This window comes from Bradyrhizobium sp. USDA 3315 (assembly GCF_054056795.1).
The window spans coordinates 468,496-493,173 of record NZ_JBSRYP010000001.1 but is presented as its reverse complement, the minus strand read 5'-3'; the positions used below and the strand labels follow the sequence as shown (position 1 = coordinate 493,173).

General features: G+C 65.6%; 25 protein-coding genes and 1 riboswitch. Of the genes, 11 read left to right on the top strand and 14 right to left on the bottom strand.

What is annotated here, in order from left to right; translation table 11 throughout:
- The 3 genes from ACVIYL_RS02140 to ACVIYL_RS02130 all read right to left on the bottom strand — a co-directional run bounded on the left by ACVIYL_RS02140 (window position 1) and on the right by ACVIYL_RS02130 (window position 2,772).
- Entirely contained in the window at window positions 1–1,386 is a 1,386-nt protein-coding gene (locus ACVIYL_RS02140; RefSeq protein WP_028333083.1) for an ATP-binding protein, read from the bottom strand.
- A 113-nt stretch (window positions 1,387–1,499) separates the two neighbouring features.
- Window positions 1,500–2,204 (bottom strand): response regulator, encoded by a 705-nt coding sequence (locus tag ACVIYL_RS02135; RefSeq protein ID WP_375166656.1) that lies wholly within the window; start codon window positions 2,202–2,204, stop codon window positions 1,500–1,502.
- A gap of 19 nt (window positions 2,205–2,223) precedes the next feature.
- Window positions 2,224–2,772, bottom strand: coding sequence for a MarR family winged helix-turn-helix transcriptional regulator (locus ACVIYL_RS02130; protein ID WP_375166630.1), 549 nt, complete (start codon window positions 2,770–2,772; stop codon window positions 2,224–2,226).
- Between the two features lie 330 nt (window positions 2,773–3,102).
- Here ACVIYL_RS02130 and ACVIYL_RS02125 point away from each other — a divergent pair, with 330 nt between their 5' ends.
- From ACVIYL_RS02125 to ACVIYL_RS02110, 4 genes are all read left to right on the top strand, one after another.
- Complete coding sequence (locus ACVIYL_RS02125) at window positions 3,103–4,182, top strand: branched-chain amino acid aminotransferase (RefSeq protein ID WP_456777606.1); 1,080 nt, start codon at window positions 3,103–3,105, stop codon at window positions 4,180–4,182.
- 143 nt (window positions 4,183–4,325) lie between these two features.
- Complete coding sequence (hisS, locus tag ACVIYL_RS02120; protein ID WP_456777605.1) at window positions 4,326–5,840, top strand: histidine--tRNA ligase; 1,515 nt, start codon at window positions 4,326–4,328, stop codon at window positions 5,838–5,840.
- 119 nt (window positions 5,841–5,959) lie between these two features.
- Entirely contained in the window at window positions 5,960–6,163 is a 204-nt protein-coding gene (locus ACVIYL_RS02115; protein ID WP_018269806.1) for a tautomerase family protein, read from the top strand.
- 137 nt (window positions 6,164–6,300) lie between these two features.
- Window positions 6,301–6,711, top strand: coding sequence for a thioesterase family protein (locus tag ACVIYL_RS02110; RefSeq protein WP_253604206.1), 411 nt, complete (start codon window positions 6,301–6,303; stop codon window positions 6,709–6,711).
- 123 nt (window positions 6,712–6,834) lie between these two features.
- On the opposite strand, the gene proC is transcribed toward ACVIYL_RS02110, so the two are convergent.
- Together proC and ACVIYL_RS02100 are read right to left on the bottom strand one after the other, a co-directional pair.
- A complete protein-coding gene (gene proC, locus ACVIYL_RS02105) occupies window positions 6,835–7,710 on the bottom strand; it encodes a pyrroline-5-carboxylate reductase (protein ID WP_456781768.1) in 876 nt (291 codons plus the stop codon).
- A gap of 150 nt (window positions 7,711–7,860) precedes the next feature.
- Window positions 7,861–8,361 carry a YbjN domain-containing protein gene (locus ACVIYL_RS02100; RefSeq protein ID WP_456777604.1) on the bottom strand — a complete coding sequence of 167 codons (501 nt, stop codon included), beginning with the start codon at window positions 8,359–8,361 and terminating at the stop codon, window positions 7,861–7,863.
- Window positions 8,362–8,802: 441 nt separating this feature from the next.
- Window positions 8,803–8,956, top strand: a riboswitch (FMN riboswitch).
- Window positions 8,957–9,034: 78 nt separating this feature from the next.
- Between ACVIYL_RS02100 and ACVIYL_RS02095 the strand changes: the two genes are divergently transcribed.
- The gene (locus tag ACVIYL_RS02095) at window positions 9,035–9,616 is read left to right on the top strand and encodes a 6,7-dimethyl-8-ribityllumazine synthase (protein ID WP_283064504.1); all 582 of its coding nucleotides are present in this window, start codon (window positions 9,035–9,037) and stop codon (window positions 9,614–9,616) included.
- 104 nt (window positions 9,617–9,720) lie between these two features.
- A complete protein-coding gene (locus ACVIYL_RS02090) occupies window positions 9,721–10,527 on the top strand; it encodes an SDR family NAD(P)-dependent oxidoreductase (RefSeq protein ID WP_456777603.1) in 807 nt (268 codons plus the stop codon).
- A 158-nt stretch (window positions 10,528–10,685) separates the two neighbouring features.
- On the opposite strand, the gene ACVIYL_RS02085 is transcribed toward ACVIYL_RS02090, so the two are convergent.
- The 7 genes from ACVIYL_RS02085 to ACVIYL_RS02055 all read right to left on the bottom strand — a co-directional run bounded on the left by ACVIYL_RS02085 (window position 10,686) and on the right by ACVIYL_RS02055 (window position 17,063).
- Window positions 10,686–11,639: a ribose-phosphate pyrophosphokinase gene (locus tag ACVIYL_RS02085; RefSeq protein ID WP_028344316.1), complete on the bottom strand. Its 954-nt coding sequence runs from the start codon at window positions 11,637–11,639 to the stop codon at window positions 10,686–10,688.
- A 179-nt stretch (window positions 11,640–11,818) separates the two neighbouring features.
- Window positions 11,819–12,439 carry a hypothetical protein gene (locus ACVIYL_RS02080; protein WP_310879671.1) on the bottom strand — a complete coding sequence of 207 codons (621 nt, stop codon included), beginning with the start codon at window positions 12,437–12,439 and terminating at the stop codon, window positions 11,819–11,821.
- Between the two features lie 102 nt (window positions 12,440–12,541).
- Window positions 12,542–13,474, bottom strand: coding sequence for a MerR family transcriptional regulator (locus ACVIYL_RS02075; protein WP_092089027.1), 933 nt, complete (start codon window positions 13,472–13,474; stop codon window positions 12,542–12,544).
- Between the two features lie 74 nt (window positions 13,475–13,548).
- Window positions 13,549–14,316 carry a peptidoglycan editing factor PgeF gene (gene pgeF / locus ACVIYL_RS02070; RefSeq protein ID WP_456777602.1) on the bottom strand — a complete coding sequence of 256 codons (768 nt, stop codon included), beginning with the start codon at window positions 14,314–14,316 and terminating at the stop codon, window positions 13,549–13,551.
- Window positions 14,313–15,371, bottom strand: a complete 1,059-nt coding sequence (locus tag ACVIYL_RS02065; protein WP_456781767.1) for a class I SAM-dependent methyltransferase — start codon at window positions 15,369–15,371, stop codon at window positions 14,313–14,315. Before ACVIYL_RS02065 ends, pgeF begins: the two co-directional genes overlap by 4 nt.
- Before the next feature lie 99 nt (window positions 15,372–15,470).
- The gene (gene lgt, locus ACVIYL_RS02060; RefSeq protein ID WP_057016609.1) at window positions 15,471–16,313 is read right to left on the bottom strand and encodes a prolipoprotein diacylglyceryl transferase; all 843 of its coding nucleotides are present in this window, start codon (window positions 16,311–16,313) and stop codon (window positions 15,471–15,473) included.
- Window positions 16,314–16,328: 15 nt separating this feature from the next.
- A complete protein-coding gene (locus ACVIYL_RS02055) occupies window positions 16,329–17,063 on the bottom strand; it encodes a dienelactone hydrolase family protein (protein WP_057016608.1) in 735 nt (244 codons plus the stop codon).
- A gap of 177 nt (window positions 17,064–17,240) precedes the next feature.
- Here ACVIYL_RS02055 and ACVIYL_RS02050 point away from each other — a divergent pair, with 177 nt between their 5' ends.
- The 4 genes from ACVIYL_RS02050 to ychF all read left to right on the top strand — a co-directional run bounded on the left by ACVIYL_RS02050 (window position 17,241) and on the right by ychF (window position 20,329).
- On the top strand, window positions 17,241–17,501 hold the full coding sequence (locus ACVIYL_RS02050; protein WP_050384261.1) for an accessory factor UbiK family protein: 261 nt from the start codon (window positions 17,241–17,243) through the stop codon (window positions 17,499–17,501).
- A 276-nt stretch (window positions 17,502–17,777) separates the two neighbouring features.
- Complete coding sequence (locus ACVIYL_RS02045) at window positions 17,778–18,500, top strand: 50S ribosomal protein L25/general stress protein Ctc (RefSeq protein WP_283064486.1); 723 nt, start codon at window positions 17,778–17,780, stop codon at window positions 18,498–18,500.
- A gap of 55 nt (window positions 18,501–18,555) precedes the next feature.
- Window positions 18,556–19,170 (top strand): aminoacyl-tRNA hydrolase, encoded by a 615-nt coding sequence (gene pth / locus ACVIYL_RS02040; protein ID WP_253604190.1) that lies wholly within the window; start codon window positions 18,556–18,558, stop codon window positions 19,168–19,170.
- A 61-nt stretch (window positions 19,171–19,231) separates the two neighbouring features.
- Window positions 19,232–20,329 (top strand): redox-regulated ATPase YchF, encoded by a 1,098-nt coding sequence (gene ychF, locus ACVIYL_RS02035; RefSeq protein ID WP_057016605.1) that lies wholly within the window; start codon window positions 19,232–19,234, stop codon window positions 20,327–20,329.
- A 229-nt stretch (window positions 20,330–20,558) separates the two neighbouring features.
- Here ychF and ACVIYL_RS02030 read toward each other — a convergent pair whose 3' ends face one another.
- Both ACVIYL_RS02030 and ACVIYL_RS02025 read right to left on the bottom strand, forming a co-directional pair.
- Window positions 20,559–21,644 (bottom strand): IS4 family transposase, encoded by a 1,086-nt coding sequence (locus tag ACVIYL_RS02030; protein ID WP_253604643.1) that lies wholly within the window; start codon window positions 21,642–21,644, stop codon window positions 20,559–20,561.
- A gap of 277 nt (window positions 21,645–21,921) precedes the next feature.
- The gene (locus tag ACVIYL_RS02025; RefSeq protein ID WP_018269815.1) at window positions 21,922–22,197 is read right to left on the bottom strand and encodes a metal-sensitive transcriptional regulator; all 276 of its coding nucleotides are present in this window, start codon (window positions 22,195–22,197) and stop codon (window positions 21,922–21,924) included.
- A 65-nt stretch (window positions 22,198–22,262) separates the two neighbouring features.
- On the opposite strand from ACVIYL_RS02025, the gene ACVIYL_RS02020 reads away from it, so the two are divergent.
- On the top strand, window positions 22,263–24,656 hold the full coding sequence (locus ACVIYL_RS02020) for a heavy metal translocating P-type ATPase (protein ID WP_456777601.1): 2,394 nt from the start codon (window positions 22,263–22,265) through the stop codon (window positions 24,654–24,656).
- Window positions 24,657–24,678 lie beyond the last annotated feature (22 nt).

The following is a 24,678-nucleotide window of genomic DNA, read 5'->3' as shown; positions in this document are numbered from 1 at the left end:
TTACACCGGCACCCGCACGACGGCGCGCAGGCCGCCCATCGGACTTTCGCTGAGCATGATGTCGCCGCCATGCGAGCGGGCGATGTCGCGGGCGATCGCAAGCCCGAGCCCGGTGCCGCCTTCGTCCTGGTTGCGGGCATCGTCGAGCCGCAGGAACGGCTTGAACACTTCCTCGCGCATGTCGGCGGGGATGCCCGGCCCGTCGTCGTCGACCGTGACGTTGAGATAGCGATGGTCGCGATGGCCGGTGATCGAGATCGTGTTGGCGTGGCGCGCTGCATTGGAGACGAGGTTGGCGAGACAGCGCTTGAACGAGGCCGGCTTCACCGTGACGACGGGCAGGCCGTGGAATGCAACGGTTGCGGTGTGGCCGTGGCGCTCGGCGTCGCTGCGCAATTCCTCCAGCGCCAACGCCATGTCGGTCGGCTGCGCGACCTCGCCGGAATCGCCGCGCGCGAAGGCGAGATAATCCTCCAGCATCATCGACATCTCGTCGACGTCCTTGCGCATCGCGTCGATCTCGGGGCCTTCGCCGATCAGGGCAAGCTCGAGCTTGAAGCGGGTCAGGATGGTGCGCAGATCGTGCGACACGCCGGCGAGCATCGCGGTGCGCTGCTCGATCGAACGTTCGACGCGCGCCTTCATCTCGATGAAGGCCTGCGCCGCGCGCCGCACCTCGCGCGCGCCGCGCGGCCGGAAGTTCGGCGCCTCGCGGCCCTTGCCGAAACTTTCGGCGGCGTCGGCGAGCCGTAGGATCGGCTTGATCTGGTTGCGCAGGAATAGCACGGCGACGATCAGGAGGATCGTCGAGGTGCCGAGCATCCAGAAGATGAAGATCTCCGAATTGGAGGCGTAGGCCGCGCTGCGCTGGGCGAAGATCCGCATCACCGAATCGTCGAGCTGCACGCGGATCTCGACCAAATTGGATTTGCCGACGGTGTCGATCCAGAACGGGCGGCTGATCTGGCGGCCGAGCTGCACCGAAAGCGTCTGGTCGAGCAGCGAGAAGAACGGCTTCGGCCCCGGCGGCGGCATGTCGCCGGCGGGAAGGAAGTCGACCACCAGCTGCAGTTTCTGGGCGATGCGGCGAAGCTGCGCGCGGTCCTTGTCCTGCGGGTAGCTCTTGTAGACGTCGATCAGCGCGGCAATATCGGACACCACCGCGGCCGACAGGCGCCGCGTCACCGTGTTCCAGTGCCGCTCCATGAACACGAACGCCACCACGGTCTGCAGGATCACCATCGGCACGATCATGATCAGCAGCGCGCGCGCATAGAGGCCGGTCGGCATCCAGCTCTTGAACGCATTGCCCATCCAGCCGTTCGCCTTCGAGACGCGCTGCGAGGCGTTGCGGATCAGGGTCAGGCCGGAGTCGAGCGTGCTCATGTTCGATACTTATAGAGCGATGGGATTTCGTAGCCCGGATGAGCGAAGCGATATCCGGGGTTTGCCAACCCCGCATATCGCTTCGCTCATGCGGGCTACTTTCTGGGTCATGCTCAGGGCGAAGCCACTAGGCGATAGCCGATGCCGCGCACCGCCTGCAGAAACAGCGGATTGGCAGGATCGTGCTCGATCTTGCGGCGCAGGCGGTTGATCTGCACGTCGACCGCGCGTTCGTTGACGGTGCCGCCGGAGGTCAACTCGGCGCGCGGCACGGTCTCGCCGGGCGCGCTGGCGAGGATGCGCAGCATCTCGCGCTCGCGATCGGTGAGGTGGATGATCTCCTCGCCCTGACGCAGTTCGCTGCGCTCGATGTGGAAAATATAGGGGCCGAACGCGATCTGCTCGACGACTGCGACCTGCGGCGGCGCGCTGCGCTTGAGGATATTGCCGATCCTGAGCACGAGCTCGCGCGGCTCGAACGGCTTGGCGACATAATCGTCGGCGCCGATCTGCAAGCCCTCGATGCGGGCTTCCGCCTCGTGGCGGGCGGTCAGCATGATGATCGGCACCGTCGAGGAGCTGCGGATGAAGCGGGCGAGGTCGAAGCCGTTCTCGCCGGGCATCATCACGTCGAGGATCAGCAGGTCGAAATGCAGCCCGAGCAGCTTGGCGCGCGCATCGGTGGCGCTCATTGCCGTCGTGACCCGGTAGCCTTCGCCGGAAAGAAAGCGCGACAGCAGGTCGCGAATGCGGCGGTCGTCGTCGACCAGCAGAAGATGCGGCGCGTCGTCGGCCGGCTCGACCGGCGCGCGCATCATGGTTGCAGCCTGCACCAGCTCACTCCCTCGTTTTTCTGCCGCCGCCGAAGATCGCTTCGAGCACCTTGTCGGGATCGTCGCGGTCGATCATCGCGCGGAGGAATTGGCGAACCGTCTCGACGCCGGCCGGATCGATGCCGGCGACCGCCCGGTTGATGCGGTCGGTCTGCAGCCCCGCGAGCTTGGCGACCAGCGCCTCGCCCTTCGGGGTGGCGTAGAGCAGGCGCTGCCGGCGGTCGTTGTTGCCGGTCTTCTGCACGATGTAGCCCTCGTCGAGCAGCTGCTTGAGCACGCGCCCGAGCGACTGCTTGGTGATGCGCAGGACGTCGAGCAGGTCGGCGACCTTCAGGCCGGGATAGCGGGTGACGAAGTGGATGACGCGGTGGTGGGCGCGGCCGAAGCCGAACGCCTCCAGTTCCTGGTCGGCATCGCCGACAAAGTCGCGGTAGGCGAAGAACAACAGCTCGATGATGTCCCAGCGCAGGTCGCGCGCCCCCGCCCCAGGAGCGTTGTCGTCTCCCTGCGAATCGGGCTTGGCAGCCATGCCTGAGAAATTTATGTCAGTCATATTGACGTATCTTGGGTTCAATGTTACAAAACCGCCTGTCACGACGAAACATTAGGTCGTTTTGTCCTCGACAGCGCTTAAGGCGGCCTGAACGAGCCTGTGAGGCGGTTTGGGCCGCAAATTGGACTACCGTGCGATTGTCGAGCGGCATTTGGGCAAACATACTGGACTTCAGCATTCCGCAAAAGCATGTCTAAACGGCATGTTGGCGATGGAAGCCGGCGGCGCGGCCGGCGGTGGTGAAGTTCGGGCCAGCCGAGCCTGATGGCTCCGGGGGAAACAGGCCGGCGCCGGGTATCGCGCCGGTTCCGACAGCGGAAAGCAAGAAAAATGACTTTGAAATTTGATATCCAGCCTTCGCCGAATGCGACATCCGACAAGGATCGCGCGGCGAAGCTCGTGGACCCTGGCTTCGGCCGGGTCTTTACCGATCACATGGCGATCGTCCGCTACAGCCAGGGCAAGGGCTGGCACAGTGCCCGCATCGAGGCCCGCGCGAATTTTCCGCTCGATCCGGCCGGCGCGGTGCTGCACTACGCCCAGGAAATTTTCGAAGGCCTCAAGGCCTACAAGCGCGACGACGGCGGCGTGAACCTGTTTCGGCCGGACGCCAATGCCCGCCGCTTCCATGATTCGGCCGAGCGCATGGCGATGGCGCCGTTGCCCGAGGATTTGTTCATCGATGCGGTCGAGCAGTTGGTGCGGATCGATCGCGCCTGGATCCCGGGCGGCGAGGGCAGTCTCTATCTGCGGCCCTTCATGATCGCGAGCGAGGTCTTCCTCGGCGTGAAGCCGTCGGCCGAATACATCTTCTCGGTCATCGCCTCCCCGGTCGGCTCCTATTTCAAGGGCGGCCCTGCGCCGGTGTCGATCTGGGTGTCGGAGAATTACACCCGCGCCGCGATCGGCGGCACCGGCGCCGTCAAGTGCGGCGGCAACTACGCCGCCAGCCTGCGCGCGCAGGCCGAGGCGATCGAACGGGGCTGCGACCAGGTCGTGTTCCTCGATGCGGTCGAGCGCCGCTACATCGAGGAGCTCGGCGGCATGAACGTGTTCTTCGCATTCGACGACGGCTCGCTGCTGACGCCGCCGCTCGGCACCATCCTGCCCGGCATCACCCGCGACTCGATCATCGCGCTTGCCAAGGATGCCGGCACGCGTGTGCGCGAGGAGCCCTATACCATCCAGCAATGGCGCGCTGACGCCGCCAGCGGCAAGCTGAAGGAGGCGTTCGCCTGCGGCACCGCGGCCGTCATTTCGCCAATCGGCAAGGTGTGCTCGGCGAGCGGCGACTTCCAGATCAGCGGCGGCGTGGCCGGCCCGGTCGCCATGGGCCTGCGCAAGAAGCTGGTCGACATCCAGTACGGTCGCACCAACGACCCGCATAACTGGATCAGGAACGTCCAGTGACGGACGCAACGTCATTCCGGGGCGAGGCGCAGCATCGAACCCGGAATCTCGAGATTCCGGGTTCGCGTCGTTCGACGCGCCCCGGAATGACAGCGTAGCGGCACCGGTTGCCGCCTTGCGCGCCGGCTGGTAAACGGCCGCTCATGGCCGAGAAACCCAAAAAACCCCAGAAAATGAAGGCGCGCCTGCCGCGCGGGCTGGAAGATCGCGGCCCGGCCGCGATCAATGCCACGCGGGCGATGGTCGAGAAGATCCGCGCCGTCTACGAGCTCTACGGCTTCGAGCCGGTGGAGACGCCGGCGATGGAATACACCGACGCGCTCGGCAAGTTCCTGCCCGACCAGGACCGGCCCAATGAGGGCGTGTTCTCGTTCCAGGACGATGACGAGCAGTGGATATCGCTGCGCTACGACCTCACCGCGCCGCTGGCGCGCTATGTCGCGGAAAACTTCGACGCGCTGCCGAAGCCTTATCGGTCGTATCGGTTCGGCTATGTCTTCCGCAACGAGAAGCCCGGTCCCGGCCGCTTCCGCCAGTTCATGCAGTTCGACGCCGACACGGTCGGCTCGGCGACGCCGGCGGCCGACGCCGAGATTTGCATGATGGCGGCCGACACGATGGAAGCGCTCGGCATTCCGCGCGGCTCCTATGTCGTGAAGGTGAACAACCGCAAGGTGCTCGACGGCGTGCTCGAGGCGATCGGCCTCGGCGGTGAGGAGAATGCGGGCCGCCGTCTCACGGTGCTGCGCGCGATCGACAAGCTGGACAAATTTCCCGCCGACGAGGTTCGCAAGCTGCTTGGTCCCGGACGATGGGATGGCGGCGAAGAAGGCAAGGGCGACTTTACCAAGGGCGCCGACCTGAGCCCCGCGGATGCCGATATCGTCCTGGCCGTCACGCAGCAGCGCGACGATTGGCGAGAGGCGATTGCTGCGGCGGAGACCTATCTGGCGAAGAGCGAAGTTGGTCAGGCCGGCGTGAGCGAGCTCGAGGAGATCGCCAAGCTGGTCGCGGCGTCCGGCTATGGCGCGGATCGCATCCGCATCGATCCCACCGTTGTTCGCGGCCTCGAATACTACACCGGCCCGGTCTACGAGGTTGAGCTGCTGCTCGACACCAAGGACGAGAAGGGCCGCCCGGTGCGGTTCGGCTCGGTCGGTGGCGGCGGCCGCTATGATGGTCTGGTCTCGCGCTTCCGCGGCGAGCCGGTGCCGGCAACCGGCTTCTCGATCGGCGTGTCGCGCCTGCAGGCGGCGCTGACGATGCTCGGCCAGCTCGACACGCAGGCCGAGTTCGGTCCTGTCGTCGTCACCGTGTTCGACCGCGATCGCGTCGCCGACTACCAGAAGATGGTCGCGCAGTTGCGCCAGGCCGGCATCCGCGCCGAGCTCTATCTCGGCAATCCGAAGAACATGGGCAACCAGCTCAAATATGCCGATCGCCGCAACTCGCCCTGCGTGATCATCCAGGGCTCGGACGAGAAGGCGCGCGGCGAGGTGCAGATCAAGGATCTGATCGAGGGCGCCAAGGCCGCCGCTGCGATCGCCTCCAACCAGGAATGGCGTGAGACGCGTCCGGCGCAGTTCTCCTGCGCGGAGGCCGATCTGGTCGCCAGGGTCCGCGAGGTCCTGGCGCGGCATGACGTGGCGTGGGGATAGCCATTCGCTTGTGACGTCATGCCCGGCCTTGTGCCGGGCATCCACCTCTTGTTTGATGCGCGGCGACGTGAATGGCCGGGAGGAGCCCGGCCATGGCGACAACAAGAGGGAGAGCAACAATGCCTGAGATCACCGTGAGCATGGCCGCCGGCCGCACCGACGAGCAGAAGCTCGGCATGATGCGCGACATCACCCAGGCACTGGTGAAGAATCTCGGCGTCGATGCCGACGCGGTCGTGATCCAGATCAACGAAGCGCCGCTGCATCACAAGATGAAGGGCGGCAAGTCGTTCGTCGAGCGCGCGGCTGCGGCGAAGAAGTGACGCGCGAAAGCGCGTCATCCCGGGGCGCGCATTAGCGCGAGCCGGGGATCTCGATCAAAATCTCCAGATTCCCCGATGCGCGATTGCGCACCTGAGGTTCACGCTTCGCGTGCCCCGGAATGACGAGCAAGGCATCCATGGACGCACGCGATTTCATCAGGATCGGCATGAGCGCCGAGCGCATGCTCGTGGTGCCGCCGGAGCGCACCGTCGGGCATTTCGTGCCGGGCATGCCGATGGTCTATGCGACGCCGATGATGATCCTCGAGATGGAGATGGCGTCGGGCGATGCCATTCGCGCCGCGCTGCAGCCCGGCTGGGTCACGGTCGGGACCGAGGTCGATATCCGCCATCTCGCCGCCGCGCTGGTCGGCGCCACCGTGCGGACGACCTCAAAAGTGATCGCGGTCGAACGCCGCGTGATCCGCTTCGAGGTCGAGGCCTTTGAGGGCTCGCGCAAGCTCGGCGAAGGCCGCCATGCCCGCGGTCTGATCAATGTCGAAAGCTTCAACAAGCGGCTGGCCGGGACGTCGGGTTCGGCGCAGTAGGCGGCCTGTGTCGTTGGTCCGGCGAACTCGTCATGCGCGGGCCTGACCCGCGCATCCATCAAGGAAGAAAGCGTCCTTGTTCGATGGATTGCCGGGTCAAGCCCGGCAATGACGGTGCATGCGCTACTTCGCCAACTCCCTTGAGCGCCTTGTCGCGGCGGCAATCGCGCGGGTCATCAGCGGCTGCATGCCGTCACTGGCCATCAGCACCTCGAGCGCCGCAGCCGTGGTGCCGCCGGGCGAGGTGACGTTCTGCCGCAGGGTCGCCGACGGCAGATCCGAGCGATGCAGCAACTCGCCGGAGCCGGCGACGGTCGCCCGCGCCAGCGTGGTCGCGAGCTGCTCGGGCAGGCCGGCCGCAACGCCGGCGCGCGCCAGCTCCTCGGCGAGCAGGAAGACATAGGCAGGGCCCGAGCCGGAGACCGCGGTCACCGCGTCCATCAGGCTCTCATCGTCGACCCATTCGACGAGCCCGGTCGCTTTCAGCAGCGCATCGGTCATCGCGCGCTGCCCGGCGGTGACGCGCTTCGACGGTACAGCGACGGTGATGCCGCGGCCGATCGCTGCCGGCGTGTTCGGCATCGCGCGCACCACCGCGCCGCCGACAACCTCTTCCAGCGCTGACATGGTCGTGCCGGCCATGATCGAGACGACGAGTGTCGAGGGACCGACGAAGGATTTCAGTGCGGCGCCGGCGTCGCGGAACGATTGCGGCTTCACCGCGACGACAAGCGTGTCGACCGTGCCGAGATCCTTCGCCTGCGGATTGAGCCGCACGCCCTTTGCGGCAAGCACGGAAATCTCCGGCGAGAGATGCGGGTCGATCACCGCGACGCGCTCGGGTGCAAGGCCCTGCGCGAGCCAGCCGGTCAGCATGGCGCCGCCCATCTTGCCCGCGCCCGCGAGCGCGATGGTGCCGGTCGAGTTTTTCAGTGCGCTGCTCGTGCTCACAGGCGTCTCCACAAACCCGGTGTCGTCCCGGCGAAAGCCGGGACCCATAACCACAGGCGGTTCTAGTGAAGTGAAGCGCGAGCCACAAGCTGCCAAATGTCATTGCCGGGCTTGACCCGGCAATCCATCGGAATGAAAGCAGCTTTGTCGGATGGATGCGCGGGTCAAGCCCGCGCATGACGATTGAGTCCGTGGAGCTTACGCCTCGCCCTCGGTATCGAACATCGCCGCGGCCATCGCGTCGGCGGTCGACTTGCCGGCCCACACCACGAACTGGAACGCCGGGTAGTAGCGCTCGCAGGCGTGGATTGCGTTGACCACCATGGCCTCGCACTGCGCGGTGGAGGCGGTGAGGCCGCCGGGCAGCACCAGCGCCTGACGGTGCATCACCATGCCGGTGTGGGTCCACAGATCGAAATGGCCGACCCACAATTGTTCGTTGATCGCGGCGACCAGCCGCTGCACCTCGGCGCGGCGCGCCTGCGGCATCTTCATGTCGAAGGCGCAGGCGAGATGCAGCGCCTCGATCTCGCCCATCCAGGTGAACGAGAGCTGATAATCGATCCAGTCTCCCTTGGAGACGATCGTCACCTCGTCTTCGCCGGAACGCTCGAACGCCCAGTTGTTGTCGGTGGCAATATCTTCGACCACCGCAAGCGGGTTATTCCGGGAATCGATAATGCTTTCGAGGAGGGACATGCCGTCTCGGACCTTGTTCTTATGATCGCTTGATACGCACACGGAAGCCGGCACTTGCGACATACTGCGTCGTGGCCGAGTGCAGTTCCTGATGCGGGCTTCCGGATGCCCCTGGACCTGACGCCGATGAAGTGATGTGATTTGCGGAATCCGCGCAACCGCACGCCGAGTCCGTCCACAGCCAAAGCGCGCATCGTCCACAGCTGATCTCCGCCACATCTGTGATTTTGAGAACAAATCGGAATCTAGGCGTTTGCGTAACGCTTTGTTAACCATTTGCCGGCGCTTCGCCGCGCCTGTGAATCAGCTGTCGGGCCCTCGCATCAACCTCGCAGAGCCGCAACGCGCTCATGGGGACATGCCGTTTCCCCATGCCAAAGGCCTTGCCCGGCTGTCGCGCTTTGGTCATATTTCTCCTCAGGCACGTCCATCCCGGGCGTGCCGAGTTCTCAGGGCGGGGTGAAAATCCCCACCGGCGGTAAGGGTGATGAGCCCAAGCCCGCGAGCGCCTTCCTCCGCGAAGCCGGCGGAAGGGTCAGCAGATTCGGTGCAATTCCGAAGCCGACGGTTACAGTCCGGATGAAAGAGAACGGTTGCGGCAGCCAACGCGATTTTCGCGTGGGCTCGTGTCGTTGTCCGTGTGCCCTGATTCTGGTCCTGAAAGAGGAAAGCCATGAATCAGATGTTGCAAGATCAAGACGTTCAAGCTTCTCAAGTCCAAACCCCCCAGGCAGAAATCGCTCCCGATACGCCGGCCAATCCGCCGACGCCGGAGCATCCGCACTTCGCAAAGCCGCAGCGCGTTGCCTTCGTGCAGTCGTCCTGGCATCGCGACGTGGTGGAAGAGTGCCGCATCTCCTTCCTGAAGGAGATCGAGGCGCGCCATATCACCAATGTCGACGTGTTCGAGGTGCCGGGCTCGTTCGAGATCCCGCTGCATGCCCAGCTGCTGGCGAAGACCCGCCGCTACACCGCGATCGTCGCGGCCGGGCTCGTCGTCGATGGCGGCATCTACCGCCACGAATTCGTCGCCGACACCGTGATCAAGGCGTTGATGGATGTGCAATTGCGCACCGAGGTGCCGGTGTTCTCGGCGGTGCTGACGCCGCAGCAATTCCACGAGACCGAGGTGCATTACGAGTTCTTCCGCAAGCACTTCGTCATCAAGGGGATCGAGGTCGCGGAAGCCTGCGCCAACACGCTGCTCAGCCTCGAGCGTCTGCGCGGCCAGGTCGCGGCGGGGATCCCCGGCTAGCATCGGCGGAAAAGCGATTCCGGCATGCGTGCCGGGATCGCTCTCGCCTGCGGCGCGTTCGGTTATGCTTGCGGCATAAAACCAAAACGCGCGGGAGGCGCCCCATGACCGAACAACATTCTTCCGACTGGCTCGGCCTGTCGGGCCGCGTTGCCGTCGTCACCGGCGGAGGCGGCGGTATCGGCCGCGCCATCGCCGTCAGTTTCGCGCGGGCCGGCGCCAGGGTCGCCGCGCTCGATCGCGACGAGCGCTCCCTCGCGGAGACCAAGGCAAAGCTTGGCGAGTTCGGCGACGGTCATCTCGTCGCGACCTGCGACACGACCAGCGAGGACAATGTCGCGGCAGCCGCCGACGCCGTCGCGCGCACGCTCGGCGCTTGCGACATCCTCGTCAACACAGCGGCGGTGCTGCGCCCGGGCGGGCTCGACACGCTGCCGCTCGCGGAGTGGAATGCGGTGCTGGCGGTCAATCTCACCGGCTATTTCATCTGCGCCCAGGCGTTCGGCCACCAGATGCGCAAGGCCGGACGCGGCAGCCTCATCCACGTCGCCTCGATCGCTGCCAGCAATGCGCAGGGGCAGAGCGGCGCCTACAGCGTCAGCAAGGCCGCGGTCGTCATGCTCTCGCAGCAACTCGCCGCCGAATGGGGGCCGCATGGCATCCGCAGCAATGTGGTCAGCCCCGGCCTTGTCGTGACGCCGATGAGCCAGGCCTTCTACGACACGCCAGGGGTCACCGAGCGGCGCACCGCCGTGGTGCCGATGCGCCGGATCGGCGCACCGCAGGACATGGCGGACGCGACCCTGTTCCTGGCCAGCGACCGCTCGTCATACGTCAATGGTGAGGAGATCATCGTCGATGGCGGCTATGCGCGGACGCTGATGAGCCACGTTCCACGGCCGGGGTTTTAGCGGGGTGGCTGCCACATACTCGGTGTCGTCCCGGCCTTGAGCCGGGACCCATAACCACCAATGCGAATTGATTGACAACGCTGGAGCCACAGCCTTCGCAACAACAAGGCCTGTGGTTATGAGTCCCTGCTTTCGCAGGGACGACAGCAAATATCGATTTAATCGAACAGGCTCGAAACCGACTCTTCCGCCGCGGTGCGGCCGATCGCTTCGGCGATCAGGCCGGCGATGGAGATCTGGCGGATGTTCGGCGCCTTGTTGACGGCTTCCGTCGGCAGGATCGAGTCGGTGATGACCAGTTCCTTCAGCCGCGACGAGGCGATGCGCGCGGCGGCGCCGCCGGACAGCACGCCGTGGGTGATGTAGGCCGAGACTTCCTTGGCGCCGTGCGCGATCAGCGCCTCGGCCGCATTCACCAGAGTGCCGCCGGAATCGACGATGTCGTCGACCAGGATGCAGTTGTAGCCGGCGACGTCGCCGATCACGTTCATCACCTCGGACTCGCCGGGGCGCTCGCGGCGCTTGTCGACGATGGCGAGCGGGGTGTTGATGCGCTTGGCGAGGCCGCGGGCACGCGCCACGCCGCCGACGTCGGGCGACACCACCATCACCTTGGCGAGGTCGAACTTTTCTTTGATGTCGCGCACCATCAGGGGCGCCGCGAACAGGTTGTCGGTCGGGATGTCGAAGAAGCCCTGGATCTGGCCGGCATGCAGGTCGAGCGTCATGACGCGGTCGACGCCGGCGTGCGAGATCAGGTTGGCGACCAGCTTGGCCGAGATCGGCGTACGCGAGCCGGACCTGCGATCCTGCCTGGCGTAACCGAAATAGGGCACCACCGCGGTGATGCGGCGCGCCGAGGAACGGCGCAGCGCGTCGGTGATGATCAATAGTTCCATCAGATTGTCGTTGGCCGGAAACGACGTCGACTGCAGGATGAACATGTCCGAGCCGCGGACGTTCTCCTGGATCTCGACGAAGATCTCCATGTCGGCGAAGCGCCGGACCACGGCCTTGGTCAGTTCGATGCCAAGTCCCTTGGCGATGTCCTGCGCCAGCGCAGGATTGGAGTTGCCGGCGACGAGTTTGATTGATCCGTTCTTTGCCGACATCGATGCTTCCCCCCGCGCCTTGCTGGATACGACGTTCAGCATCTCAAGTCCTTACAGAACCGGCGGGTTTTCGGTGCGCGAGGGAATATCAGGCAGGCGCATCCGATGGCAACCCATTAGCCGGCTTTGGCCGCCGTTTTCCTGGGCAAAAAACGCATTTCCCCGGGCGATAACGGGGTTTAGTCGGCGGAATAGCCGAGCGCCACGGTCTCGGGCGCGGCGGCGGCCGGGGCGCTTGCCACCGTGGGCCCGCGGAGGTCCGGTGCCGGGGCGGGCGCGGGGCTGTCCGCCGGGCCGCCATTGATCATGCCGGACAGGCCGCTGAGGCCGGCCTGGGCGATCTTGCGCAGCACCAGGTCGTCGGCGGCGGCCCACGCGTCGCGGCCGGCCTTGCCGGCGGGCTCCTCGCCGGAGAGCCGCAGCGCGCGTTGCTGGTTGCTGTCGTAGACGTCCCACACCCAAGCGATCATGGTGCGGCCGCGCACCACCTGCGCCGACAGATAGCTGCGCACGCGATAGGCGGCAGCGCCCTGGCGCGACACGATCGACAGGCTGCGCAGCTTGGACTCGCTGTCGAGCACGCCGACCATGCGGTCGAACACCTGGGGCGGCGGGCCGTCGATCGATTCGAACGCAACGGTTGCGCCGCTGCTTGCCGGCGTGGCCATGGCGTAGGAGTCGGCCACGTTGCCGCCGGCCGCGCAGCCGCCAAGCGCGCACGCGACCGCGAGCCACGAACATGCGATCGCGGCACGCACGGCTGTCCCAGTTTGAAACTGGCGGTTCGACGCTTCCCTCATTGCATCCTGCGATATCGTTAAAACGGCTTAACGTCTAGGGCAGGACGGCCACAGCACTTAACCGATCCGGGCGGCGCGCCACGAGGTTTCGGATTTCCCTGCTCAGTCAGAGAGATGGTGCCGCATGGCTGCGGTGATCCAGGCCCATTCGCGGTTCGGGCTCGCGTCCGGCGATTGCCCGCGCATGATGGCGACGAGCTCCCAATAGCGCGCCGCACGGGCATCGTGCAGGGCATATTTGCCGCGGATCCAGTTGCGGAATTCCAGATCAGGTTTTCGCTTCAGCAATCGCGCCGATGTTTCCAGCCAGTCGCGCGCCAGCGCCTGGCCGGCCTCCGACGTCGGGCCGAGGTCGCGCGCGATAATCTCCTTGGCTCTCGCCAGCACGGTTTCGTTGGCCGCTTGCCAAGCGGCGAGATCCAGCACGTGGTGATTCCAGACGTCCTCCGCGTTGGCGCGGATGTTGGCGACGAGGGAAGGGTCGTTGAGCATTTCCGAAAGCTCGATCCAGGCATCGCACTGCTCGGGCGTCGGCTCGTCCGGCAATTCGGGCACGCTGGTCTCGATCATCTGCCGGATCCATTTCCGGTCGATGTTGATGCCGTCGGACACTTTCTCGAAAAAGCGTTCGACGACGTTGCGGCGCTCGGTGCGGGACAGCTGCGTCATGGTCAAAAATCTCCTCAAGTCTGCTTCGGTGAGTTGCGGTGAACGCAACGCAGCCCGTAGGGCCGAGGCGACGCGGCGCTGTGCCGCGATCTCCGCTTCCAGCGTCTCGAGGCGAAGCTGCAGCGCCTCGACCAGCGAGAGTTCCTTGGTCAGAACCTCACGGATGGCATCGAGACCGAGCCCCGCATCGCGCAGGCAGCGGATCAGGTCGAGGCGAACCAGTTCGTCGTCGGTGAAGACGCGATAGCCGCTCGCGGTGCGGCCGGCCGGCGGCAGCAACCCCTGGTCCGAATAGAAGCGGAGCTTGCGGACGGAAATTCCGCTGAGCCGCGCCGCCTCGCCGATGCTGTAGGTGCGTTGTGTCATGCGCCGCTTGTCCGGTCTCCAGCAGGTGGAGAGTCAAGACGCTTGTCGCACAAAAATCGCGGGAGTGCCCGGCGTCAGCCTTCCAGCGCGATGGCGTGAACGAGCCGGCCGTAATCGGCTTCCTTGCGATGCACGGAGCGGCGGTAGCTGAAGCAGCGCTCGTCGGAATAGGTGTCGATGCCGAGATCGTCGATCATCAGCACGCCGGCATTTTCCAGCCGCATGCGGATGAAGCCGGCAAGATCGAACATCGCGTGTCCGTCGCGTTCGGCGGGCATGAAGAACATGCCGTTCTCCGCATCGGCCTCGATGAAGCGTTCGACGAATTCGTTGCCGACCTCGTAGGACTCCTTGCGGATCAGCGGGCCGATGGCGGCGACGATGCCGCCGCGCTCGGCGCCGAGCTTCTCCATCGCGTCGATGGTCGATTCCAGCACGCCGGTCAGCGCGCCCTTCCAGCCGGCATGCGCCGCGCCGATCACCCGCGCATTGGGATCGACGAACAGGATCGGGCCGCAGTCGGCCGTCGTGACCGATATCGCAAGGCCCTCGGTGCGCGTGACGAGCGCGTCCGCCTTCGGGCGCGCGGCGCCATTCCATGGACCGGTCACGGCCACGACGTCAGGCGAGTGAACCTGATGCACGCTGACGAGGTGATCGAGCGGCACGCCGAGCTGCGCCGCTATCCGCCGTCGGTTCTCCGCGACCTTGGCCGGATCGTCGCGCGAGCCGAGCCCGCCATTGAGGGCGGCATAGATGCCCTCCGACACGCCGCCCTCGCGCGAGAAGAAGGCATGGCGCAGGCCCGGAATGGACGACAGCAGCGGTGATCCTAATGTCATTGTTCGGTCTCGTCAGGCTGATCGCTCAATCCGGCGATCGAGGTGAGGCGCGGGTCGGAGATGGCCATGACCTTGAACATCGAGCCCATCCCGCCTCGTCCGGAATCGGTCAGCCGCTTCAGCGCACCGGCGACGTCGGCGGAGACTTCGGGGCTTGCTTTCGCCATCAGTCCGGCCGCACGGGCCTCGACGCCGAGGCGCTTGAGGAAGTCGCCCTGCGTCGCCGGTCCGTGGACGCGCGCGCCGACATCCTCGGCGGCGCGCGCCAGGGCCTGGAAATCGACATGCGCGGTCACGTCGGCCTGTCCCGGGTTCTTCAGCGGGTCGGCGAAGCTGTGGCGCGCGATCGCCTGGAAGGTGTCGCCGGCGTCGCTGCGCAGATGGCCGTAATCGATGATCAGCGCGGCGCCGTCCTGGTCGCGCAGCCGCGTGGCGAGCTTCATGATCTCGTTGTCGGGCCGCCATTCGAACACCGCGCCGAGCGGGGCGGCGCGCACCAGCGGCGGCAGCAGCACCTCGAAATGCGGCGTCGGCTCGGGCGCGGGAGCGAAATACAGATTGCCATTGGCATCCATCCCGACGGTCCGCTCGTGCCAGCCGGTCTCGCGCCGGACCATCTGGTGAATCGGCAGCACGTCGAAATATTCGTTGGCGAGGATCACCGCCGGTCCCTCGGGCACGTCATCGATGCTATCGTGCCAGGTGATGTTGCGCACGCCCGCCAGCGTCGCGTACTGCTTCTCGCGCAGCACCGGGTTGACCTCGACGAGGTGGATGCTGAGCGACTGGTAGAGCGGCGGCAGCACGCGTAGCGCACGGAGCGCGTCGGACATCATGGTGCCGCGGCCGGGCCCGAGCTCGATCAGGCGGAACGTCTCCGGCGAGCCGATCGCGCGCCAGATCGAGGCGCTCCACAGCCCGAGCAGTTCGCCGAACATCTGGCTGACCTCGGGCGCCGTGGTGAAATCGCCCTCGCGGCCGAGCGGATCGCGCGACAGATAGTAGCCGTACCGCGGATGCATCAGGCACAGTTCCATGTAGCGCCAGACCGGCATAGGCCCGGACAGCTTGATCAGCTTCCTGATCTCATCCAGCAGCGGGGAGGGTTCGTTCACGGCCTTCCTTGGATTGCACTTGCTTTAGATTGAACTTGTTCAGGTTGAACTCGGTGCCGGACCGTTCGCCCTGCGGCGGACGGCGGCCGTGATGATGATAACGCCCACGATGATCATTGGCACCGACAGCAGCATGCCCATGGTAAGTCCGCCCCACAGGAATCCGAGTTGCGGGTCGGGCTCCCTGAAGTGCTCGCCGATGATTCGGGCAACGCCGTAGATCGTGATGAAGCTGCCGAGGATCAGGCCGGGACGCTTGAGCGCGCCCATCCGGATCATGATCGCCAGCGCCGCAAACAGCACGATGCCCTCGAGCCCGGCTTCGTAGAGCTGGCTCGGATGCCGCGGCAGCGGCCCGCCATTGGGGAAGATCATGGCCCAGGGCAGGCTCGGATCGGCGTGACGGCCCCATAATTCGCTGTTGATGAAATTGGCGAGCCGGCCGAGGAACAGCCCGATCGGCGCGACCGCGGTGGTGATGTCGCCGAGCGACAGGATCGGGATGTTGTTGCGGCGGGCAAACAGCATCACCGCGGCGACGCAGCCGAGGAAGCCGCCATGGAACGACATGCCGCCCTTCCACAATTCGAGGATTTCGGCCGGATGCGCGATGAAGAAGGGCAAATTGTAGAACAGCACATAGCCGGTGCGGCCGCCGACGATGATGCCGATGGTGACCCAGAGGATGAAATCGTCGAGCTGCGGCAGCGTGATCGGTGCCGGGCCGCCCCACAGCCGCTCCTTCTTGATCAGCGAGCGGGCGTAGATCCAGCCCAGCACGATGCCGACGATGTAGGCCAGCGCATACCAGCGGATCACGATCGGCCCGAGCGAGAGCGCGACGGGATTGAACACCGGAAAGTCGATCAGCAGGAACGGCATCGTGCGTCTTGAGGCTCAGCCCACGAGGTTGCGCCGGTAAAGCGCGAGGAGCCGCTCCCAATGGCGTTCGGCGGCGTCGCGGTCATAGACCGGACGCTTGGGGAACGCAAAGCCGTGATGCGTGCCGGGATAGATCTCGACCTCGTTGTTCGATCCCTTCATGCCGGCCTTCACCTGCTCGATGATGTCCTGTGGCGCGTAGATATCGGTCTCGGCGCAGGCGAAATAGAGTTCGGCCTTTGTCTTTTGCGCGGCAAGATGCGGACTGTCGGGCTGGTCGGTCGCCAGATGCGTGCCGTAGACCGAGGCGGCGGCCTTCACGCGATCGCCGAAATGCGTCGCCGCGTTCACCGCATAGCGGCCGCTCATGCAATAGCCGACGGTGCCGATGATCCTGGTGTTGGCGGCCTTCTGCGTCTCGGCATAGGCGAGCAGGCCCTTGGTGTCTTCCATCACCAGCGGAATGTTGAGCGAGTGCATCAGCTCGAACATGCGCTTGCGCTCGGGCGATTCCGGATCGGGATTGATCGGGCCGAGCTCCATCACGCCGGCGCGGTAATACATATTGGGCAGCATCACATAATAGCCGGACGTGCCGAGCCGACGCGCCATGTCGCGCAGCTCCTCGCGGATCGCCGGCGCGTCCATGTAGAAGATGACGACGGGGAAGGGGCCGCCGCGCTCGGGATGGGTGATGAAGGTGGTGGTCTTGCCGTCCTTGGTCGGGATCTCGACGGTCTGGTCGATCATGGCGTTTCTGCTCGCGTTATGTGTGCGATTTCTGTTGTGAGTTCATACGATTGCAAGGAAACCGGAGCATGACAAGGCAAGCCTCGGGAGGCCTGCCATTCGCGGCGGACTTGAACCGGATGGCTGAGATCGCCATTGTCTTTGGCGCGAGGCAGTGAACGCGGAGAGTTTTGCGAGATGACCCAGACCAGCAACCGGTTTTTCGATGAGATCGGCCGTCTGATGAACGATGCCGCGGGCGCCGCCCAGGGCGTCAAGCGCGAGGTCGACACGGTCATGCGCAACCAGGCGGAACGGATCCTGCGCGACCTCGACGTGGTCAAGCGCGAGGAATTCGACGCGGTCAAGGACATGGCCCGCCTGGCGCGCGAGGAGAACGAGGCGCTGAAGGCGAGGATCGCGGCGCTGGAAGCCAAGCTCGGCGGTACGGCCGGCTGAAAAGGCCCGGAGCGCAGCCCCGTAGCCCGGATGGAGCGAAGCGCAATCCGGGGCCGGCCCCGCGGAGGCAGTGGTCCCGGATTTCGCTTCGCTCCATGCGGGCTACGATCCTCGCTCGGTAACCCAAGAAAAATCCCTTCATTTCCTTGTCATTTCGGCCCTTTGGGGCTAAAAGCCCGCCACGTCCGCGGCCCCCGCACCCCTGGAGGCTTGCTGTGGACCTGAGCATGGGCCGCGCTGCGGCCTTTAACTTTTTAAATACAAGGACTTAACGCTATGGCGACCGTCAAGGAATTGAAGGCGACCGCGCGTCCGAAGAGCGGCAAGGGGGCCGCCCGGGCAGAGCGTCGCGCCGGGAGAGTTCCCGGAGTGATCTACGGAGACAACCAGCCCCCCGTCACCATCTCGGTCGACGACCGTGAACTGCGCCAGCGCATCCTGGCGGGCCGGTTCCTCACGACGCTGTTCGATATCGATCTCGAGGGCAAGAAGCACCGCGTGATTCCGCGCGACTACCACCTCGACCCGGTGAAGGACTTCCCGGTCCATGTCGACTTCATGCGGCTCGGCGAAGGCGCCACCATCCGCGTCAGCGTGCCGCTGCACGTCGTGAACGCGGAAACCGCCCCCGGCATCAAGCGCGGCGGCACCGTGAACATCGTCACCCACGCGCTCGAGCTCGAATGCGCGGTCGACAACATTCCGCAATACATCGAAGCCGATGTCGGCAGCCTCGAGATCAGCCACTCGCTGCATCTCACCGACATCAAGCTGCCCAAGGGCGTGAAGTCGCTGACCCGCGAGGACGCGACCCTGGTCACCCTCGTGCCGCCGTCCGGCTACGCCGAAGAGCAGAAGGCCGCGGCTGCGGCTGCTGCCGGTGGCGCTGCTCCGGCCGCGGGTGCTGCAGCTCCGGCCGCTGCGGCCGCTCCGGCTGCGGGTGCTGCAGCTCCGGCCGCGGGTGCCAAGGCTCCCGCCGGTGGCGACAAGAAGAAGTAACCGATCAGGTCGGCGCGCGATCGTCTGATGGCGCGCCGACGCGGGATGCCGCGCCATGCGCCTTTTTGTCGGTCTCGGTAATCCCGGCGCGAAATACGCCAGCAACCGGCACAATATCGGTTTCCTGGCGGTCGAAGAGATTGCACGGCGTCATGGTTTCGCACCATGGCGCCGTCGCTTTCAGGGCGAGACCTCCGAGGGCGTCGTCGATCGCGAGAAGGTCGTGCTGCTGAAGCCGACCACCTACATGAACGAGTCCGGGCGCGCGGTGCAGGAAGCGGCGAACTTCTTCAAGCTCGCGCCCTCCGACATCACCGTGTTCCAGGACGAGCTCGAACTGCCGCCGGCCAAGGTGCGGGTCAAGATCGGCGGCGGGATCGCCGGCCACAACGGCCTGCGCTCGATCTCCGCGCATATCGGCAACGAGTACCGGCGGGTGCGGCTCGGGATCGGTCATCCCGGCGTCAAGGAGCTCGTGCACAGCCACGTGCTGTCGGACTTCGCCAAGAGCGACCGGGCGTGGGTGGAGGCCCTGTGCCAGGCCGTCGCCGACAATGCCGGCCTGCTGGCTGCGGGGCACGACGCGTCGTTCGCCAACAAGGTGCATCTGACGATGCAGGCCAAGGGATTTTTCGACAAGGGTGAGAACGGCGGCGAGAAGCCGGCCTGATCTCCCTTATTCGTCATCGGCACGAGCCCGCCATGACGAACCAGAGAATATTGAGGAAGACATGGGATTCAAATGCGGGATCGTCGGGCTGCCTAACGTCGGCAAGTCGACGCTGTTCAATGCGCTGACCGAGACGGCGGCCGCCCAGGCGGCGAACTATCCGTTCTGCACCATCGAGCCGAATGTCGGCGAGGTGGCGGTGCCCGATCCGCGGCTGGAGAAGCTCGCGGCGGTCGCGAAGTCCGCGCAGATCATTCCGACCCGGCTGACCTTCGTCGACATCGCGGGCCTCGTCCGCGGCGCGTCGCAGGGCGAAGGTCTCGGCAACCAGTTCCTCGCCAACATCCGCGAGGTCGACGCCATCGCCCATGTGGTGCGCTGCTTCGAGGATTCCGACATCACCCATGTCGAAGGCAAGATCGCGCCGCTCGCCGACATCGAGACCATCGAGACCGAGCTGATGCTGTCCGATCTCGACAGCCTCGAGAAGCGCGTCGACAACCTCTCGAAGAAGGCCAAGGGCAACGACAAGGAAGCCAAGGAGCAGCTCGAGCTGGTCAACCGCGCGCTGGTGTTGCTGCGCGACGGCAAGCCTGCCCGCGGACTGGAACGCAAGCCGGAGGAGGAGCGTGCGTTCCGCATGCTCGGGCTCTTGACCTCGAAGCCCGTGCTCTACGTCTGCAACGTCGAGGAAGGCTCGGCCAAGGACGGCAACAATTTCTCCAAGGCAGTGTTCGAGCGCGCCAAGGAGGAGGGCGCGGTCGCGGTCGTGATCTCGGCCAAGATCGAATCCGAAATCGCGACGTTGTCGCGTGAGGAACGCACTGACTTCCTGGAGACGCTGGGTCTGGAAGAGGCCGGCCTCGATCGGCTGATCCGCGCCGGCTACCGGCTGCTCGATCTCATCACCTATTTCACCGTCGGCCCGAAGGAAGCCCGCGCCTGGACCATCGACCGCGGCACCAAGGCGCCCGCTGCCGCCGGCGTGATCCATACCGATTTCGAGAAGGGCTTCATCCGTGCCGAGACCATCGCCTATGCCGACTACATCGCCGGCAACGGCGAAGCCGGCGCGCGCGATGCCGGCAAGCTGCGGCTTGAAGGCAAGGAGTACGTCGTCGCCGACGGCGACGTCATGCATTTCAGATTCAATACCTGAGCATCGATTTCGAGAGAGCTTTTTCCCCACGTCGTCCCGGCGAAGGCCCATAGGCGCTAAGATAGTTTGATCATAGTCTGATAGTGGCGCTTATGTCTGGGTGGCTCGCGTAGATGTCGCCGGAGAGCGTGACTGGCTCTGCAGAGTAGAGCGATTGCGGGCTGTGGAATGATCGCTTGCCGTAGCGAAGCTACGAGCTGGCGCAGCAGACGCCACGTCACTGGGTGGGTCAGGCGGCGTCGGCCAAGCGGGGAGAGTCTTCGAGTTCGTCGACGAGCGGCTCGAGCAATAGAATGATCAGCAGATGAGCGAGGATATGGGGTCTGGCGGACCGCTCGTCGGTTCCGGGAGGTCCCTTCAGGCCAATCAGGCTTTTCAGCCGCTTGAAGCCGAGCTCAATGCGCCATCGCAGCCGATAGAGGGCGAGGATATCTGCAGTCGTGAAGTCCTCTGGCCTGAGTGAGGTCACCAGGATCACCCAATCTGCGGCGTCAAGTGTTTGCCTGGAGAGCTGATGACCTCCCTTTTGTGCAGTCCGGCGCGCCTTGCGTCGCGCAGCCGCAGCAGCTTGCGCCGGCTTCTTCGCGGCAACCAGACGCACTGCGAGCGGCGGCGCACCTGACTTGCGCTTTATCCAAATCGGCCGATCGATCAGGCCACGCGCCGAGGCGTTGCGCAGTTCGGCAGTGAGGTCAACAAGATTACCTTCGGCATCGAGCCAGCGCGCGCTCTTCCAGCCGGCCCGGATCACGAAGTCCGCATCGGCATCGACGAGATGCGCCATGCGCTCCGGTTGCAGATAGGCGCGATCGGCAAGACGGATCTCACCGGCAACCGCCGGTATCCGATCCAGCGTCTCGCCCGCTCGCTGATCGGTCAGTTCGAAGTGACCAAAGCGCTCCTGCGGAAGATCGAACGCGCTATGGATACGCCACACTGCGTTCTTGTTCCTGCCGCTCGTCCCAGCCTTGGGGACCGTCGTGGCGTCAACAATACGGATCAGACGACCGCGGCTCGCCTTCGGCGCCGCGGCGGCAAGCGCCTGCTCGACCAAGATTGCCAGCCAATCTCCGCACTGACGTAAGCGATACAACAGAGCCACGTTGGAGATATCGACAAGCCCAACCGACGTGGCCCATGCCGCCGTCAACCGCAGCCCTTTCTCACCAAGGCAATAAGCCAAGATCAGGCGCAGCAAGTCGACCGCATTGCTGATCTCCCGCGGACGGACAAACGCCTTCGTCTTGCGCGCGCTAATGTTCAGAGCCTCGGCTCCGCCAAGTCGGGCGACAACGCGCGCCCAATCTTTGTTCACAAGCGATTCGTGTGCCATTCCATCTTGGAATCACAAGCGAATCCAAGGCGCAAATCCTATTTTAGCGCCTATGGGCGAAGGCCGGGACGACACTGAGTGTGCGGGTGGCGCTCTTTCCCACGTCGTCCCGGGCAAGCGAAGCGCGACCCGGGACCCATAAGCACAGGGTCGTGTTGTTGAAGCGAGCTGTGGCCCCAGCGCGCTTCATCGCCACGTCCTGTGGTTATGGGTCCCTTGCTTTCGCAGGGACGACATCGAGTATGGGGCGGCGCTCGCCTCACCTATCCGCGCGCCCGATCACGTCCATCAGTTCGGCGATCTTGCGCCGCTGGTCGGCCTTGTCGCCGGACGAGATCGCATGCTCGACGCAATGCGCCACATGATCGCGCAGCACCTCTTCCTCGACGCGGCGCAGCGCCGCGCGCGCGGCCGCGATCTGCGTCACCACGTCGATGCAATAGCGGTCGTCCTCGACCATGGCGGCCAATCCGCGGATCTGACCTTCGATCCGTTTGAGCCGTTTTAAGCAGGATGTCTTGACCTCGTCTCTCATAGGTCTCATATACCCCCCTAGGGTATCTAAATCAAGAGGTCGGGTTACCGGCCGGGAAGAGTTTCGTGGCACACGCAAAGCACGACCATTCGCACGCGGATCATCACCACAATGGCGCGGCCGCGCATTCCTGCTGCTGCGGCAAGCATGATCACGACACGCCGCCGGCCGAGGCGGCGTTCGCTATCGATCCGGTCTGCGGCATGAAGGTCAATCCGGTGACCGCCAAGCACCGCTTCAGCTACCAGGGCGAGGAGTACCTGTTCTGCAGCGGCCGCTGCCGCGAGCGCTTCGAAGCCGACCCTGAGAAGTATCTCAAGCCGCGTGAAGAGGAGCCGCCGGCGCCCGCGGGCACCATCTACACCTGCCCGATGCATCCCGAGGTGCGCCAGGTCGGCCCCGGCAGCTGCCCGATCTGCGGCATGGCGCTGGAGCCCGAGCAGGTCTCGCTCGACGACGGTCCCGATCCCGAACTGATCGACATGACGCGGCGGTTCTGGATCGGCCTCGCGCTGACCTTGCCGGTGTTCGTGCTCGAGATGGGCAGCCATCTCGGACTGATGCAGCTGGTGCCGCTGCACTGGTCGAACTGGGTCTCACTCGTGCTGGCGACGCCGGTCGTGCTGTGGGCCGGCGCGCCGTTCTTCGTGCGCGGCTGGCAGTCGCTGGTCACCCGCAATCTCAACATGTTCACGCTGATCGCGATGGGCACCGGCGTTGCCTATGTCTACAGCGTGGTCGCGACGCTGGCGCCGCAGCTGTTCCCGCCCGCGTTCCGCGACATGCACGGCGCGGTCGCGGTGTATTTCGAGGCGGCAGCCGTGATCACGGTGCTGGTGCTGCTCGGCCAGGTGCTGGAATTGCGCGCCCGCGCGCAGACCTCGGGCGCGATCCGCGCGCTGCTCGGTCTCGCCCCCAAGACCGCGCGGCGCATCACCGAACATGGCGACGAGGACATCGACATCGACGCGATCAAGGTCGGCGACCGCCTGCGCGTGCGGCCGGGCGAGAAGGTGCCGGTCGACGGCGTCGTCATCGAGGGCAGTGCGGTCATCGACGAGTCCATGGTCACAGGCGAGTCGATGCCGGTCACGAAAGCCGAAGGCCAGAGGGTGATCGGCGGCACCGTCAACCAGAGCGGCGGCCTCGTGATGCGCGCCGAGAAGATCGGCCGCGACACCATGCTGTCGCGGATCGTCGACATGGTGGCGAAGGCGCAGCGCTCACGCGCGCCGATCCAGCGGCTGGCCGATCGCGTCGCCGGCTGGTTCGTGCCGGCGGTGATCGCCGCTGCCGCGCTCGCCTTCATCGCCTGGACGGTGTTCGGCCCCGAGCCGCGCCTGACCTTCGCGCTGGTCGCCGCCGTCACGGTGCTGATCATCGCCTGCCCCTGCGCGCTGGGGTTGGCGACGCCGATGTCGATCATGGTCGGCGTCGGCCGCGGTGCGCATTCCGGCATCCTGATCCGCGACGCGCAGGCGCTGGAGCGGATGGAGGCGATCGATACGCTGGTCATCGACAAGACCGGAACGCTCACCGAGGGCAAGCCGAAGGTCGTGCGCGTCATTGCTGCCGAAGGATTCGACGAGAGCGATCTGCTGCGCGTTGCCGCCAGTGTCGAGCAGGGCAGCGAGCACCCGCTGGCGCAGGCGATTATCGCCGCTGCCAGGGAGCGCAAGCTCGCATCCGCCGCCGTCAGCAATTTTGCCTCGCCCTCCGGCAAGGGCGCGACCGGCACGGTCGAGGGCAGGCAGGTTGCGCTCGGCAACGCGGTGCTGATGGCCGAGTTGAAGATCGCGACGGCAGCGCTCGACGAGGCGGCCGAGGCTGCACGGCGGGACGGCGCGACGGCGATCTATGTCGCGGTCGACGGCCGCATCGCCGGGGTGATCGCAATTGCCGATCCGGTCAAGCCGTCCGCGACCAGCGCGCTGCAGGCACTGCGTGCCGAGGGCCTGCGCATCGTGATGCTGACCGGCGACAACGAGACAACCGCGCGGGCGGTGGCAAAGACGCTCGGCATCGACGACGTCGAGGCCGGCGTTCTGCCGGAGCGCAAGAGCGAGGTCGTGCAGCGGCTGCGCGGCGAGGGGCGCACCGTCGCGATGGCGGGCGACGGCGTCAATGACGCACCGGCGCTCGCCGCCGCCGATGTCGGCATCGCGATGGGCGGCGGCACCGACGTCGCGATCGAGAGCGCCGGCGTCACGCTGCTCACCGGCGACCTGATGGGCCTGGTGCGCGCGCGGCGGCTGTCGGTCGCGACCATGCACAACATCCGCCAGAACCTGGCATTCGCCTTCGTCTACAACGCGGCCGGCGTGCCGATCGCGGCCGGCGTGCTGTATCCGCTGTTCGGCATCCTGCTGTCGCCGATGGTCGGCGCCGCCGCGATGGCGCTGTCTTCGGTCAGCGTGATCGGCAATGCGCTGCGGTTGGCGAGGACGAGGCTGGATTGAGCCAGCAAGATCGGTAGCCCGG

What these genes read in the sequence shown, in the direction of transcription:
- ACVIYL_RS02090 (WP_456777603.1), top strand. Translation starts at nt 9,721, where the DNA reads ATGACCGAACAACATTCTTCCGACTGGCTCGGCCTGTCGGGCCGCGTT.
- ACVIYL_RS02025 (WP_018269815.1), bottom strand. Translation starts at nt 22,197, where the DNA reads ATGAGAGACGAGGTCAAGACATCCTGCTTAAAACGGCTCAAACGGATC.
- ACVIYL_RS02045 (WP_283064486.1), top strand. Translation starts at nt 17,778, where the DNA reads ATGGCGACCGTCAAGGAATTGAAGGCGACCGCGCGTCCGAAGAGCGGC.
- ACVIYL_RS02085 (WP_028344316.1), bottom strand. Translation starts at nt 11,639, where the DNA reads ATGTCGGCAAAGAACGGATCAATCAAACTCGTCGCCGGCAACTCCAAT.
- ACVIYL_RS02065 (WP_456781767.1), bottom strand. Translation starts at nt 15,371, where the DNA reads ATGCCGGTCTGGCGCTACATGGAACTGTGCCTGATGCATCCGCGGTAC.
- ACVIYL_RS02125 (WP_456777606.1), top strand. Translation starts at nt 3,103, where the DNA reads ATGACTTTGAAATTTGATATCCAGCCTTCGCCGAATGCGACATCCGAC.
- ACVIYL_RS02055 (WP_057016608.1), bottom strand. Translation starts at nt 17,063, where the DNA reads ATGATCGACCAGACCGTCGAGATCCCGACCAAGGACGGCAAGACCACC.
- ACVIYL_RS02140 (WP_028333083.1), bottom strand. Translation starts at nt 1,386, where the DNA reads ATGAGCACGCTCGACTCCGGCCTGACCCTGATCCGCAACGCCTCGCAG.
- pgeF (WP_456777602.1), bottom strand. Translation starts at nt 14,316, where the DNA reads ATGACATTAGGATCACCGCTGCTGTCGTCCATTCCGGGCCTGCGCCAT.
- ACVIYL_RS02135 (WP_375166656.1), bottom strand. Translation starts at nt 2,204, where the DNA reads ATGATGCGCGCGCCGGTCGAGCCGGCCGACGACGCGCCGCATCTTCTG.
- hisS (WP_456777605.1), top strand. Translation starts at nt 4,326, where the DNA reads ATGGCCGAGAAACCCAAAAAACCCCAGAAAATGAAGGCGCGCCTGCCG.
- proC (WP_456781768.1), bottom strand. Translation starts at nt 7,710, where the DNA reads ATGGGTCCCGGCTTTCGCCGGGACGACACCGGGTTTGTGGAGACGCCT.
- ACVIYL_RS02075 (WP_092089027.1), bottom strand. Translation starts at nt 13,474, where the DNA reads ATGACACAACGCACCTACAGCATCGGCGAGGCGGCGCGGCTCAGCGGA.
- ACVIYL_RS02130 (WP_375166630.1), bottom strand. Translation starts at nt 2,772, where the DNA reads ATGACTGACATAAATTTCTCAGGCATGGCTGCCAAGCCCGATTCGCAG.
- pth (WP_253604190.1), top strand. Translation starts at nt 18,556, where the DNA reads ATGCGCCTTTTTGTCGGTCTCGGTAATCCCGGCGCGAAATACGCCAGC.
- ACVIYL_RS02050 (WP_050384261.1), top strand. Translation starts at nt 17,241, where the DNA reads ATGACCCAGACCAGCAACCGGTTTTTCGATGAGATCGGCCGTCTGATG.
- ACVIYL_RS02110 (WP_253604206.1), top strand. Translation starts at nt 6,301, where the DNA reads ATGGACGCACGCGATTTCATCAGGATCGGCATGAGCGCCGAGCGCATG.
- ychF (WP_057016605.1), top strand. Translation starts at nt 19,232, where the DNA reads ATGGGATTCAAATGCGGGATCGTCGGGCTGCCTAACGTCGGCAAGTCG.
- ACVIYL_RS02100 (WP_456777604.1), bottom strand. Translation starts at nt 8,361, where the DNA reads ATGTCCCTCCTCGAAAGCATTATCGATTCCCGGAATAACCCGCTTGCG.
- lgt (WP_057016609.1), bottom strand. Translation starts at nt 16,313, where the DNA reads ATGCCGTTCCTGCTGATCGACTTTCCGGTGTTCAATCCCGTCGCGCTC.
- ACVIYL_RS02095 (WP_283064504.1), top strand. Translation starts at nt 9,035, where the DNA reads ATGAATCAGATGTTGCAAGATCAAGACGTTCAAGCTTCTCAAGTCCAA.
- ACVIYL_RS02115 (WP_018269806.1), top strand. Translation starts at nt 5,960, where the DNA reads ATGCCTGAGATCACCGTGAGCATGGCCGCCGGCCGCACCGACGAGCAG.
- ACVIYL_RS02080 (WP_310879671.1), bottom strand. Translation starts at nt 12,439, where the DNA reads ATGAGGGAAGCGTCGAACCGCCAGTTTCAAACTGGGACAGCCGTGCGT.